Origin of the sequence: Aeribacillus sp. FSL K6-2848 (assembly GCF_038004325.1) — a bacterium.
Classification (GTDB): domain Bacteria; phylum Bacillota; class Bacilli; order Bacillales; family Aeribacillaceae; genus Aeribacillus; species Aeribacillus composti.
Map to the genome: position 1 here is coordinate 3,196,193 of NZ_JBBOQQ010000001.1, position 13,558 is coordinate 3,209,750.

Sequence of the window (13,558 nt, forward strand, 5' to 3'; positions counted from 1 at the left end):
TCCTATTATGAGGAGGGAAAAAGCGCCCTCCTTAAGATGTTTTACATAAAGCGACCAGCTCTTGAATGATTTGATCCGCAGTTTCCCAGCTGTCGATCGTAGCTCCGGCCGCAAGCGGATGGCCTCCGCCTTTAAAGCGTTTTGCAAGCTCATTGATCACGATTCCCTTCGAGCGGAATCTGACCCGAATTTCGTTGTTTTCCTCGACAAACAGCACCCACGCCTTGATCCCTTCAATATTTCCTAAAGCACCGACGAGCTGTGAAGCTTCGGAAGGAGTGACGCGGTATTCGTCCAATAGTTCTTTAGGAAGCTTTATATAAGCGGCCCCTGAATCAGTCAAAACGAAATTTTGCAGGACGTAACCGTTCAGCTTCGCCACATTAAGTTTCGTTTTATACATTTCGTCGTATATTTGCGTAAATGAAAACCCATAGTCTATAATCTCGCTTGCATATTGGAACGTTTTTTTCGTCGTATTTGAAAACAAAAATCTTCCTGTATCCCCAACAATTCCGGCATAAATGAGACTGGCTGCTTTTTTCGATAATGTTAAGCCTTGATCTTTGCCAAATAGATAAAATTCATAAATCATTTCGCTGACAGAGCTGGCAGATGTGTCTACCCAGACTATATCTCCATAAGGATCTTCATTTGGATGATGATCGATTTTGATCAATTTTTTCCCTTTATCATATCTTTGATCGCAAATTCGTTCTTGGTTTGCTGTGTCACATACGATGACGAGCGCTTCTTGATAGACGTCATCTTGAATTTCATCCATTTTGTATAAAAACGTTAAAGAAGGCTCATCGTTGCCGACTACATATATGTTTTTTTCAGGAAACGATTCTTTTAACAATTCCGCAAGCCCGCACTGAGAACCGTATGCATCAGGATCCGGCCGGACATGTCTATGTATAATAATCGTATCGAATGCTTTTATTTCATTTAAAATCTGTTGTTTCATTTCAGCTCTCCTTTATCATCATAAATGTTTTATTTCATCATTTACTAATGGTAAAATGATAATCGATACTTAGATGGAGGTTGACATCATGCCTGTTTTAGCTATCCTAACGGTCATTTCTTTATCTTTTTATGTTTTTTACAAAATCAAATATTTTCGCACGAAACGTCCGATGGAAAGAAGCTGGATTTCATCTAAATCTAGCATTTCTCTAGGATTGTTTGTCTTCTTTTTCGGATTAAACCAAATGTTTTTAAACCGATCCACTGTTGCGCTCATCGTCGGTGTTGTTTTTATTATAACAGGTTGTCTGAGCATTTGGGCAGGATATAAAGCTTACAAATATTATTTGCCTTTGGCAATCAAAGAAAGCGAAAATACCCGCTAAGAAAATTATATAGGAGAGACTGTCCTTATTTTTCAGACAGTCTTTTTTTAATTACGATCCATGATTTGCACCATTAACATAGCTTTGCCGACTAAAGTGTTTTCGTGGAATACTTCCACATCAATTTTCCCGAATTTTCGACCCACGTCTAATATTTTCGGATGAATTTCAATCATGCTTTCCATTTGAACAGGTTTCAAAAAATAAATCGTCATATTCTCAACGACAAGCTCGCCTTTCTTTTTTTGTCTCAAATGATAATTGGCCGCTTCTGTAACTAGAGTTGTGAAGGCACCGTATGAAATGGTACCGAACTGGTTTGTCATTTGCGGTGTTACTTCACATTTAAAAATGTTTGATTCTTTTGCTTCATCAGAAAGATTGATCATCTGCCTCGTGATGATGTCATCAATTTTTTCACCTGTGTGCGGCTGCCGTTCAATTGAATGGAGAGCCTTTAAAACGTCCTGTCTGGAAATCATACCTGATAGGCGGCCGTTTCCGTCCACAACAGGCAATACTTCAATTCCTTCCCAAACCATTATTTGCGCAGCTGAAGCGACAGATGTTTTTCCTGTAACGGTTATCGGGCTTTTTGTCATCACTTTTTCAATGGATGTTTTTCGATCTGACGTCATAATATCCTTTGCCGTGACAATTCCAACAACCTTCAAACCTTGATCAATGACCGGGAATCGTCCGTGTCCAGTTTGCCGGTTGTATTCAAACCAGCGTTCAATCGGATCATTCGGGGTTAACGTGACAGTTTTTTCTAATGGGGTCAAAATGTCCTCCACTAACACGATTTCCTTTTTGATCAGCTGGTCATATATCGCTCTGTTTATCATCGTAGCCACTGTAAAAGTATCGTAGCTAGTGGATATTATCGGGAGCTCGAGCTCATCCGCCAGTTTTTTTACATAATCATCTGTGTCAAATCCCCCGGTTATTAAAACGGCGGCACCTGCTTCCAAAGCCGACTGCTGAGCTTTTGTCCTGTTGCCGACAATGAGCAAGTTTCCAGCACCTGTATATCTCATCATCGCTTCCAATTTCATGGCGCCGATAACGAATTTATTTAAAGTTTTATGAAGACCGGCCCTGCCGCCTAACACTTGTCCGTCGACAATATTGACAACCTCCGCAAATGTGAGCTTTTCAATATTGTCTTTTTTCTTTTTTTCAATTCGAATGGTGCCGACCCTTTCGATTGTGCTGACAAAGCCTTTATTTTCCGCATCTTTAATCGCACGATAGGCAGTTCCTTCACTGACATTCATAACTTTGGCAATTTGTCTGACAGAAATTTTATCTCCGACGGGCAGGGACTCAATATAGTTCAAAATTTGTTCATGCTTTGTCGCCAATTTCTTCCCTCCTTTTAAGTTACATGATTGGCGAATTCTTCAAACATTTACTTATTTTTTCCTAAAATTTACTGTTTAACAAACAAATGCTTGGAACTCATAATACGTAAAATGAACGGCTAAAAGCCGTCCATCAAAAATCTCACAGTTCGATTGTTTCTCCTGGTTTCAATAGGAGACCGACACCGTCTGGAAGCTTGGAAACAAAATCTTCAGGGTTTTGCTGGATCACTGGGAACGTGTTGTAATGAATCGGCACGACTTTTTTAGCTCGAATCCATTCTGCTGCTGTAAGAGCATCCTCCGGCCCCATTGTATAATTATCGCCAATCGGCAAAAAGGCTAAATCAATTTCATTGCGTTCTCCAATTAATTTCATATCAGAAAACAATGCTGTATCGCCTGCATGATAAATCGTTTTGTCCTCAGCTGTCAACAAAATTCCTGCTGGCATGCCAGTATACACAATGTTTTGGTTATCTTCCGTATAGCTGGAGCCATGGAAAGCCTGAGTCAGCTTTACTTTTCCAAACTCAAACTCGTATGCTCCCCCGATGCTCATTCCATGGGTTTTAATCCCTTTCCAGCTCAAGTATGTAGCCAGCTCTGCAATCGCCACGACTAACGAATCATTTCTTTTTGCAATCTCAACCGTATCCCCTACATGATCATTATGGCCGTGTGTCAACAAGATGACATCTGCTTTCACATCTTCAACCTTCAAATCGGTTTGCCCGTTCCCATTAATGAACGGATCAATGATAATGTTTTTCCCATTTGTTTCAATTTGAACGATGGAATGACCGTGAAAGGAAACCTTCATAAAAAACCCCTCCTTTTTGAATCTACTTTCATTTTACTGGAAACTTATGCTTTTGAAAACGTTTTATCATTATTGATGAAATCGATGAATGACATTAGCGGCTCCCGTCGCTTCAATTATGGCGCCTGTAATAAAATCTGACTGTTCATCGCACAAAAAGGTTATAATTCTTGCGATATCTTCCCCTGTACCTGATCTTCCAATCGGCGTGTTCACGTCAATATGCTTTCTAGCTTCTTCAATGGTCGCCTCTTTCATTTCCGCCGTAATGTTTCCTGGACAAACCATATTTGCTGTGATGCCGTTTTCCGCCTCTTCAATAGCAATCGTTTTTGTCAAAGAGACTAGTCCGGTCTTAGCCGCGCTGAACGCCGAGCGGTGAAGCCAGCCTGAAGCATCCCCGGCACCTTGGAAGCCGTAGGTAATGATTCGGCCATACTTTTGTTTCCTCATAATCGGGATTGTTCGTTTCACTAAATGAAACACCGAGCTTAAATTTCCTTCAATCATTTCATACCATTCCTGATCAGAATAATCAGCAAGCTTTTTCCTCTCAAATATATACGGACCCGCATTATTAACTAAACAGTCAATACGGCCAAAGCACTGATAAGTTTGATCAATCAGCCGAATTAAATCTTCCTTTTTCGTCACATCACATCGTATAAACAGCAAACGGTCGCGCATAGAAGCATATTTTTCCTGCAGTTGTTCAACTCCTGTTTGATTATTGTGATAACTGACCGTCACGCTGTACCCCTTTTCCAAAAATAATTCGGTCACCTTTCTTCCAAGACCTCTTGAGCCTGCCGTAACAATTGCATGGCGCACCCATCAATTCCTCCCTTTATTTACTACAATCATTTTACAATAATTTTTTAAAATGCAAAAACGGAATAGCTTCCACGATTTTTATCAGCAAGAGGTTGGAATGCAAGTGCAAGGCGCCTTTCCATACAAAAAAGCGGGCACAATGAGTACCCGCCTGTTTCAGCTTATGCGCAGAAGACTGATTTTTCATTGAAGGTCTTTATTCAATTAAAACAAATGGAGTTGGATTTATATAATCGCCTTTGCTTTATTGATTTGCTCCTTTACTTCCTTAAATCCGGTTCCACCTAAGCTGTTTCGTTTGTTGACCGCTTCGTATGGGTTCAGAACTTCATATACATCATTTTCAAACAGAGAGGATGCTTCCTTATACTCTTCTAATGGCAAGTCAAGTAAATAGATTCCTTTTTGAATGCATTTATATACAAGTTTTCCGACTACTTCATGAGCTTCGCGGAAAGGAAGGCCTTTTTTCGCCAAATAGTCAGCGAGTTCAGTAGCGTTTGAAAAATCCTGCTTCACCGATTTTTCCATCTGCTCTTTATTTACTTTCAGCGTTTCGATCATTCCCGTCATAATTTGCAAACAGCCCTCTACTGTTTTTACAGTATCGAACATGCCCTCTTTATCTTCCTGCAAGTCTTTGTTATAGGCAAGAGGGAGACCTTTTAAAACCGTCAGCAAACCGACGAGATTGCCGACGACGCGGCCGCTCTTCCCTCGAATTAATTCCGCCATATCCGGATTTTTCTTTTGTGGCATGATGCTGCTGCCGGTCGAATAAGCGTCATCCATTTCAACGAACTGGAATTCCTGCGAGCACCATAAAATTAATTCTTCGCAAAATCTTGAGAGATGAATCATCAACAGCGAGCTGTTGCTCATAAATTCAACAATAAAATCCCTGTCGCTCACCGCATCCAGGCTGTTTAAATAAACTTCATCGAAGCCTAAAAGCTCAGCCGTATATTTCCGGTCAATCGGAAAGGTTGTCCCAGCTAATGCGGCAGCGCCAAGCGGACTGATATTAATCCGTTTCAAAGATTCTGTAAATCTAGATTTGTCACGCTCAAGCATCCAAAAATAAGCCAATAAATGATGGGCGAATGAAATCGGCTGCGCCCGCTGCAAATGTGTATATCCCGGCAAAATCGTCTCAATATGCTGTTCAGCTTTGTTTACAAGCGCTTTTTGCAATTCTCTGATCAGTTCCACAATGGCTTCAACATGTTTTTTTAAGTATAGATGCATATCGGTCGCCACTTGGTCGTTGCGGCTTCTTGATGTATGCAGCTTTCCACCGATCGGTCCGATTTCATCTATTAACATTTTTTCAATGTTTAAATGAATATCTTCATATTGAACGGAGTATTCAAGCTCCCCATTTTTTGCTTTTTCCAAAAGACGGTGCAGCCCTTTTTCAATCGCTTCTCCTTCCTCTTTTGTTAAAATGCCGCACTTGGCAAGCATTTTAACATGGGCGAGGCTCCCTTGAATGTCTTCCTCTACGAGCTGTTTGTCAAACGTGATCGACGCATTGAATTCGTCGACCCATGCTTCGGGCGTCTTTTGAAAACGGCCGCCCCAAAGTTTTTTCATATTGTCACCTTCTTGTTTTTCACGATGCTGTTCACCGCTGTTGGAAGGCCGAACAGTTTAATAAAGCCGACTGCTGCTTCATGATCAAATGAATCTTCTTGCGTGTAGGTGGCCAGCTTTTCATCATAAAGCGAGTACGGAGATTTTCTTCCTTCAACAATTGCGTGCCCTTTATACAATTTTACGCGCACTGTCCCTGTTACATATTTTTGAGTTTCTTTCAAAAATGCTTCCAATGCGCTTTTCAGCGGAGAGAACCAAAGACCGTTGTAAATAAGCTCGGCAAGCTTTTGTTCGATCAGCGGTTTAAAATGCGCTACTTCTTTAACCTGTGTTAAATCTTCCAATTCTTTATGCGCTTTGATCAATGTCATAGCCGCAGGGCATTCGTACACTTCGCGCGATTTAATGCCGACAAGTCTGTTTTCCACATGATCGATTCTGCCGACGCCATGTTTTCCAGCGAGCGCATTCAGCTTCAAAATAAGTTCATCTAACTGCATTCTTTGACCGTTCACTGCTACCGGTACGCCTTGTTCAAATTCAATTTCGATGATGTCCGCTTCATCCGGCGCATTTTCAATGGAAGAAGTCAGTTCATAAGCATCCTCAGGCGGTGCAGCCCATGGATCTTCTAAAACTCCGCATTCATTGCTTCTTCCCCATAAGTTTTGATCGATGGAATATGGGCTGTCAAGATCAATCGGAATTGGAATGTCATGCTGTTTCGCATATTCAATTTCCTCTTCACGCGACCATTTCCATTCCCGAACAGGTGCCAAAACCTCCAGCTCAGGATTTAACGCTTTTATGGAAACTTCAAAGCGCACTTGGTCGTTTCCTTTTCCGGTACAACCGTGAGCAACTGCGACAGCGCCGGTCTTTTCCGCTATTTCCACTAATTTTTTGGCAATGAGCGGTCTTGAAAGAGCGGAAACAAGAGGATATTTACCTTCATAAAGAGTGTGTGCCTGAAGGGCGATCAACGCATATTCTTCCGCAAACTCTTTTTTCGCATCTATAATATAAGATTGTACAGCACCGACTTTTAGTGCTTTTTCTTTAATAAACTCTAAATCCTTCCCTTCCCCAACGTCCAGACAGCAGGCAACGACGTCGTATCCTTTTTCTTGCAGCCACTTGATGGCGACAGATGTATCTAAACCTCCAGAATAGGCCAATACTACTTTTGGTTTTGACATGTTCATTCTCCTCTCCGATGTATACAAAATGAATAAAAATACTTTTTTATTCATAAAAATGCAATCATTAATTAAAAATGTAACAGTTTTGCTGACTTTTTTCAATAGTTTTTTTAAAAAAGCATTATTTGTTTATGATATAATTTGCATAATAAAAAATGGAGGAATGGAAATGTTTGAATATAACGAAAGATTGGGGATTCCTCTTCCTGCATTCAGCAAGCATTGGGATGAATATCCAAATGAGGTTCAACAGCAAATTTTATCGGATTGGGAATGTATACGTGGACAAATCCCTGACCGCATTAAACATTTAGAAGCGATAATAAATAAAAAGCAAGAGCAGTTGAATGACGAAGAGGATTTTGAGCTTTCGTGCAGACTAAATGAAGAAATCAGTGAGATTGCTTCCATCATCAATGATTTATGGCTTTGGTACCGGATTGATCCGCATATAACAAAAGCTTGAGAAGTTATAATTTCATCTCAAGCTCATCCTTTCATAATGATGTCTATATTGATAAAATTTATGGGCAAACTCAATGGCCACTTTCATTGAACGATAGCGAATGCCGCCTCCGATCATTAAGCTTAAAATCGGTTTTCCCCGAATTGTTTTATATTTGAATGTTTGCACGGCAATGCATTTTAAGATTTGGTTTACAGTTTGATGGTTGACAAATGGTTCGTTCTGCTCATAAAAATAAGCATCATCTCCATTTTGTAATTCCTCTTTTAATTGATTCCACGCTTCAAATTTTAAATGTTTCGGCATTAAAGAGCTGTGAAAAACCTTTAGAGACAGCATCATTTCATAAGGTGACGAAACTTCATAACCATACGCAAGAGATAATGTTTGCACAGCCCGCATATGAAAAATTATTTGCAGCACAATATCTGCACTTAGCGAAAAAACACCACCGGAAGATGCGATTCCTCCTTGAATAAAGGAATACAGCCGCTGCTTCGCCATTTCCTTCTCAGCCAATTGATAGCATTCTTCTAAAGGGAGCTTTTTTAAATCAGTGATCGTTTGAACTTGATCGGAAATAACACGTGCAAATGAGAGGATCCGCTTCCGTGTTTCTGAATAGAAGATCGAGCTTTGCAAAATCGAATGCATATGAAACAAAACGTAATCGACCTTCTCAAACATTTCTTTTTGAATATGCTCAGGAAGGTCATTCAATCTTGTTTCCAGCCATTTGTCAAATGGAAGCGTGCATTTACATGCACATTTTTCCAACTCTTCCTCCCAGCATTTCATTTGATTTACCCAGCTTTCTTCCAAAATGGCCCCCAAAAATGCACCGCCTTTCTTTTTAAACAAATGCTCGCAAATATACAATGATATTATATCACGGAATTGATATAACTCTTAAGAGTCGAGCATTGATAAAATCCAATCCTTTACATCTATCATCCGATTATACTTCGGCAATCGCTCTGTCCCTGAAACGATGATTGCTGCTAAAGAGTCATGCTGGTGTAAACCGCCATGACTCGCACCGCCCACATGCACTGGAGATGACCCGTACTTGAATTCAAAGCCAGGATAAGCGCTAATCATAAGAAATTGTCCTTTATGTGACAAAGCGGCTGCATGTAATCTTGCCAGCGCATCCGGATATTCCCCGTACTTAATTCGGCTTCCTTCCGTGAAAATATCCAACACTTCAATGTCTCCGTTTAAAGTCCACATACTTCCATACGGATCTTCCCATTGACCTCCTTTTTTAAACATCAGCATTCCTTCCCGCCGCCCTGAAACAACTTTTATTTTTTCCTCTTCTTCCCGCCAAGCGATGACATCGATGCGTGCATCTGTTTTCAAAATGTTTGCAATTTCTTCAAGCGAATGGTTCGGCTGTAATAAATATACGAACGCCATGCGTTGATTGACCGCAAGTACGAGATCATCATCCTTCCGTACACCTTTTGACAGCTTGGTAATACGATATGGGCTGAGTAGCTTTTCTAAATGGATCAGAGGATTTTGATTTCTCGGGCGGACAACCGCTTGGCCGTTATCGCCCATAATGATCCAAACATTGTTCTTCAGCGCTTCCTCCCATGAATGAAAACTGTCTAACACTTTTTGCAATTCACGATCTGTTTTTACGATTCCTGACAGATCCTCAACTCCTTTTTTATGTATAATTTGATCCATATCAGGAAAATAGACCATTGTAAAAGGAGGCAAAGAATGATTTTTAATAAGATAAATAAGCTCCTGAGCAGAAAATCGATTATTAAAGCCAAATCTTTGCCAGAAGTGTCCATACTTTGCAAATGGGTTTTGTTTAATGAAGGAGCCGTAAGTTAACAAATCCGGTCCCTTAACAGTAAGGCTTCTATGAAAAGTAGGCAGCAAAGATAACAAAAACGGAAGCTGCATTACTTTTTCCTGACTTCCTCGATAGAGAAGTCCATTAATAGACGCGGAATTTTTCCCCTTTTTGCTCAGTTCTTCAAAAATGGTTGCGGCCTTTTTGTTTAAATGCTCATGATTTATATTGTACAGCGGATCCTTTAATGAAGTTGCGAGCCCCAGCTGTAAAAGCTCAGATGCATTTGTTCCATAATTAATAAGACGCTTTTCCTCATCATGAAACCAGACTAATCCTGGAACGTGATGCACATCTGAGTAATGCCCGGTAAGCAGACTGCTTTCCACATTGACGGACATCGTCGGAAAAGGACTGATAATTTCTGAAGCAGTACCATGCTTCATGAAAAAGGCGAAAGCCGGCGCCATTTTATTGTCTACTGCTTTTTTCAAAAAAGGGAGCATGAGAGTATCGATAATCAACAATATCACATTTTTTTTAGCCATTTTGTTCCATCCTCATCGTTTATTTGCTATTAGAATTTGTCTAGAAGGTGAAAATCATGCAAAAAACTCCGGTTTTTTAAACCGGAGCAATATTAAACGCTATTATCATTCTCATCCCCTTTCAATCATCACTACTTTATTTTTGAAATAAAAAATGTTGGAGGGAATGAATCATTTTAGTTCCCCTGCATCGTTCATCATATAAATAGATTATTTCCACTTTTTATTGGTAAAAAAAAGCAACCTCCGTTCATATCCATTTCGGAATATGAAAAAAGGTTGCGTTGGTTACGAGTTCAGGTTTTGCTGTTATCCCTCGGCAAAACCTTATAAATTCGCTATTCTCATTACATCTCTTGCAATCATCACTTCTTCATTTGTCGGTATAACTAGAACTTTTACTGGTGAGTGTGGATAGTTAATAAACGCTTCTTTTCCACGTACTTTGTTTAAGGCAGGATCCCAATAAACGCCCATAAATTCCAATCCCCGCAGCACTCGTTCGCGGACAACGTCACTGTTTTCACCAATGCCGGCGGTAAAGATAATCGCATCCACACCGCACATCCGCGCCGCATAAGATCCGATATATTTATGAATGCGGTCAGCAAAAACCGCCAATGCCAATTCGGCGCGAGCATTCCCCTTCGCTGCAGCATCTTCGATATCGCGCAAATCGCTCGAGAAACCGGATATTCCTAAAAGTCCGCTCTTTTTATTTAATACATTAATAACTTCATCAGCGGTTTTACCTGTTTTTTCCATGATATATGGGATAAGCGCTGGATCAATACTTCCGGAACGAGTTCCCATCGCAACACCTTCAAGAGGCGTAAATCCCATCGATGTATCGATTGATTTTCCGCCTTCAACTGCTGCAATGCTGGCACCATTTCCTAGATGGCAGGAAATAAGCCGCAAATGCTTTAAAGGTCTTTCAAGCAATTGAGCTGCCCGTTCCGTTACATATTTATGAGACGTTCCATGGAAGCCGTATTTGCGAATTCCGTATTTTTCATAATAATCATATGGCAAACTGTATAAGTAAGATTGTTCCGGCATCGATTGGTGAAAGGCAGTATCGAACACCGCTACCGCTGGAACGTCCGGAAGCACCTTTTGGAAGGCGCGAATGCCAAGCACATTGACTGGATTATGCAAAGGCGCCAAATGAGAGAGTTCTTCAATTTTCTTTAAAGTTCCTTCCGTAATAAGCGCTGAGTCACTGAAGATCTCTCCTCCATGTACAACCCTATGACCGATTCCGTCAATATCATTTAACGTCCGGATAATTCCATATTCAGTTAATTTATTTAGCACAAGCTGTACCGCTATTGAAAAATCGGTAATTTGACAACTTTCTTTCTTTTCTTCTCCGTTAACATATATCTTAAAAAATGATTGGTCCAAACCAATCCTTTCAACTACCCCTTTTGTTAAAACTTCTTCATTCGGCATTTCAAACAATTTAAACTTTAATGAAGAGCTTCCAGCATTTACAGCTAAAATCTTAGGCATGTATTTTCATTCTCTCCTTCTTTTTGTTGATGAAACTTTTTTAAAAATTCCTGCATGTGACATAGAAATTAGCAAAATATGTGAAACACCAGACTTGTCTAATTTTAAAAAGAGAGATGATCGCTCTATACATTTAAACATTGATAAAGCAACATTTCAAGTGAAAAATAAATGTTTATCTGTATACAAAAATTTCTAAAAATAAAAAGCGCTTCCATCCACTTCCTAAATGAAACGGAAAGCCACTATTCGCTAAAACCGAAGATTTCTTTTCTCTAGTTTAGTTTTTATGAAAAATAGAAGAAATAAACCGAATCCTAAAAAAAAGGCGACATGGCTGTCACCTTTTAGTGTCTTCATCTTTTCATTTATTTGTCCGGAGCCACTCATCAATTTGATCCATAATCGAAGCAAGAGCTTTTTTATTCGAAAATTTCGGTAGATCAACAAGCATAACCCGTTTGGGCGGTACAATTCCTTCTCCCTTTTTTTGCAAAATAAAGATGCTTTTTCGACTATTTTCCGATTTAAACATGGAGCGCGGGAGCTGCAACAGGCCTTGGATCACTGTATTTTCTTTTAGATATCGATTCAATTTTGGAGCTTCAGGCGTCTCAAAAAGATGGTTTGGTATAAGGAAAAACAAATAACCGCCTTCTTTTGTATAGCGGATGCTCTGCTCAATAAAAAGATGATGGGCGTAAGAATGGCCTTCATCAGCCTTCAATTCAAAATGCTTTGCGACGTCATGATCGGGATAATAGCCGACTGGCAGGTCGCACACCACCGCATCCACAGGGTCGATAAAAAGGTTTTTTAGGCTGTCCTGATTATAAAAGTCAATAGAATGCTTCTGCAAATTTGCATTCACATAAGCGATTTTAACTAACAAATCATTTATATCGATTCCAATGCTTTCAACTTGCTTTGCTTCAAGTTGGTTTAAGACAGCCGAGAGTAAATTACCCGAACCTACAGCAGGGTCTAAAATCATTAAATTTTTTTCATCTTGAAAAAATTTTTGCACAAGATAGCCGAGCAATATGCAAACGCTGTCAGGAGTCATTTGGTGGATTTGCTGATTATCCTCCTTTAATCCTTTTAAAACAGCGAGCTGAAAAGCTCTCCGAATTTCTTCATTTGAGTAGTGATCCAAATGAAACGTCCGGTATATATTGTTCAGTTTTTTACTTGTAATTTCGCTAATGGAATCTTGAACTGTAGTTCCGTGAAATAGGTTTTCTCCTGTGTTCGCTATCGCTTCAATGTATGTACAATTCATTTCGTTTTTAATGATTTCTGCCGTCTCATTAATGAGTGAAAACAGTTTTTCAACATTTGAAAATCCTTGCATAAAGGCTTCCTCCTTTAAGCTCGTCACATCCTTTCATTTTAGCGTTTCATTGTTTTATAAGCAAGAAAAAAAGGACCTTGCATCAGGTCCTTAATTTGCTGCTTTTGCAGCTTCAATCGCCGCTTCATAGTTTGGATGATTTGTCGCCTCGCTGACATATTCTACATATGTTACATTATCGTTTGAATCAACAACAAAAACAGCGCGAGCAAGCAGACGCAATTCTTTGATTAATACTCCGTACGCCTGTCCGAAAGAAGCGTCGCGATGGTCAGATAACAATTGTACATTTTCAATTCCGTTCGCACCGCACCAACGTTTTTGCGCAAAAGGAAGATCCATGCTGATTGTTAAAATTTTAACATTATCCAGCTTGGAAGCTTCTTCATTAAAGCGGCGTGTTTGTGCATCACATACGCCAGTATCGATCGAAGGAACAACAGAAATGATTCGGACCTGCCCTTTTGTATCAGCTAAAGTAACTTCCGACAAATCATTCGCAAGCACTTTGAAATCAGGCGCTTTATCTCCAACCTTCACTTCATTTCCTAAAAGAGTTACCGGATTTCCTTTAAATGTTACGTTTGCCATTTTATCCCCTCCAAATCTATGTATAGTTTAACTATAGCTTGTTTTTGAAGACTTTTCAAAGAAAAAGTGTTTGAAAATT

Annotated in this window: 13 protein-coding genes; 2 read left to right on the plus strand and 11 right to left on the minus strand. The window is 39.8% G+C overall.

What is annotated here, in order from left to right; genetic code table 11:
* Positions 1-31 precede the first annotated feature (31 nt).
* Positions 32-970, minus strand: a complete 939-nt coding sequence (locus NSS70_RS15430) for a DHH family phosphoesterase (protein WP_130156151.1) — start codon at positions 968-970, stop codon at positions 32-34.
* A gap of 88 nt (positions 971-1,058) precedes the next feature.
* Between NSS70_RS15430 and NSS70_RS15435 the strand changes: the two genes are divergently transcribed.
* Positions 1,059-1,358 carry a YtpI family protein gene (locus NSS70_RS15435; protein WP_340881906.1) on the plus strand — a complete coding sequence of 100 codons (300 nt, stop codon included), beginning with the start codon at positions 1,059-1,061 and terminating at the stop codon, positions 1,356-1,358.
* Between the two features lie 47 nt (positions 1,359-1,405).
* Here NSS70_RS15435 and NSS70_RS15440 read toward each other — a convergent pair whose 3' ends face one another.
* The 5 genes from NSS70_RS15440 to NSS70_RS15460 form a co-directional block, all read right to left on the minus strand.
* Entirely contained in the window at positions 1,406-2,725 is a 1,320-nt protein-coding gene (locus NSS70_RS15440; protein WP_066247825.1) for a CBS domain-containing protein, read from the minus strand.
* 142 nt (positions 2,726-2,867) lie between these two features.
* On the minus strand, positions 2,868-3,548 hold the full coding sequence (locus tag NSS70_RS15445; protein WP_063387387.1) for a metal-dependent hydrolase: 681 nt from the start codon (positions 3,546-3,548) through the stop codon (positions 2,868-2,870).
* Positions 3,549-3,617: 69 nt separating this feature from the next.
* Positions 3,618-4,379: an SDR family oxidoreductase gene (locus tag NSS70_RS15450; protein ID WP_063387386.1), complete on the minus strand. Its 762-nt coding sequence runs from the start codon at positions 4,377-4,379 to the stop codon at positions 3,618-3,620.
* 228 nt (positions 4,380-4,607) lie between these two features.
* The gene (gene argH, locus NSS70_RS15455) at positions 4,608-5,978 is read right to left on the minus strand and encodes an argininosuccinate lyase (RefSeq protein WP_066247830.1); all 1,371 of its coding nucleotides are present in this window, start codon (positions 5,976-5,978) and stop codon (positions 4,608-4,610) included.
* Positions 5,975-7,180 (minus strand): argininosuccinate synthase, encoded by a 1,206-nt coding sequence (locus tag NSS70_RS15460; protein WP_063387384.1) that lies wholly within the window; start codon positions 7,178-7,180, stop codon positions 5,975-5,977. Before NSS70_RS15460 ends, argH begins: the two co-directional genes overlap by 4 nt.
* A gap of 172 nt (positions 7,181-7,352) precedes the next feature.
* On the opposite strand from NSS70_RS15460, the gene NSS70_RS15465 reads away from it, so the two are divergent.
* Complete coding sequence (locus NSS70_RS15465) at positions 7,353-7,649, plus strand: hypothetical protein (protein ID WP_445290585.1); 297 nt, start codon at positions 7,353-7,355, stop codon at positions 7,647-7,649.
* Positions 7,650-7,661: 12 nt separating this feature from the next.
* On the opposite strand, the gene NSS70_RS15470 is transcribed toward NSS70_RS15465, so the two are convergent.
* The 5 genes from NSS70_RS15470 to tpx all read right to left on the minus strand — a co-directional run bounded on the left by NSS70_RS15470 (position 7,662) and on the right by tpx (position 13,479).
* On the minus strand, positions 7,662-8,483 hold the full coding sequence (locus NSS70_RS15470; protein ID WP_340734117.1) for an EcsC family protein: 822 nt from the start codon (positions 8,481-8,483) through the stop codon (positions 7,662-7,664).
* Between the two features lie 75 nt (positions 8,484-8,558).
* Positions 8,559-10,016: an alkaline phosphatase family protein gene (locus tag NSS70_RS15475; RefSeq protein ID WP_340734118.1), complete on the minus strand. Its 1,458-nt coding sequence runs from the start codon at positions 10,014-10,016 to the stop codon at positions 8,559-8,561.
* 327 nt (positions 10,017-10,343) lie between these two features.
* Complete coding sequence (locus NSS70_RS15480) at positions 10,344-11,534, minus strand: acetate kinase (RefSeq protein WP_327856523.1); 1,191 nt, start codon at positions 11,532-11,534, stop codon at positions 10,344-10,346.
* A 364-nt stretch (positions 11,535-11,898) separates the two neighbouring features.
* Positions 11,899-12,888: a class I SAM-dependent methyltransferase gene (locus NSS70_RS15485; protein WP_339197043.1), complete on the minus strand. Its 990-nt coding sequence runs from the start codon at positions 12,886-12,888 to the stop codon at positions 11,899-11,901.
* A gap of 90 nt (positions 12,889-12,978) precedes the next feature.
* A complete protein-coding gene (tpx, locus tag NSS70_RS15490; RefSeq protein WP_063387376.1) occupies positions 12,979-13,479 on the minus strand; it encodes a thiol peroxidase in 501 nt (166 codons plus the stop codon).
* Positions 13,480-13,558 lie beyond the last annotated feature (79 nt).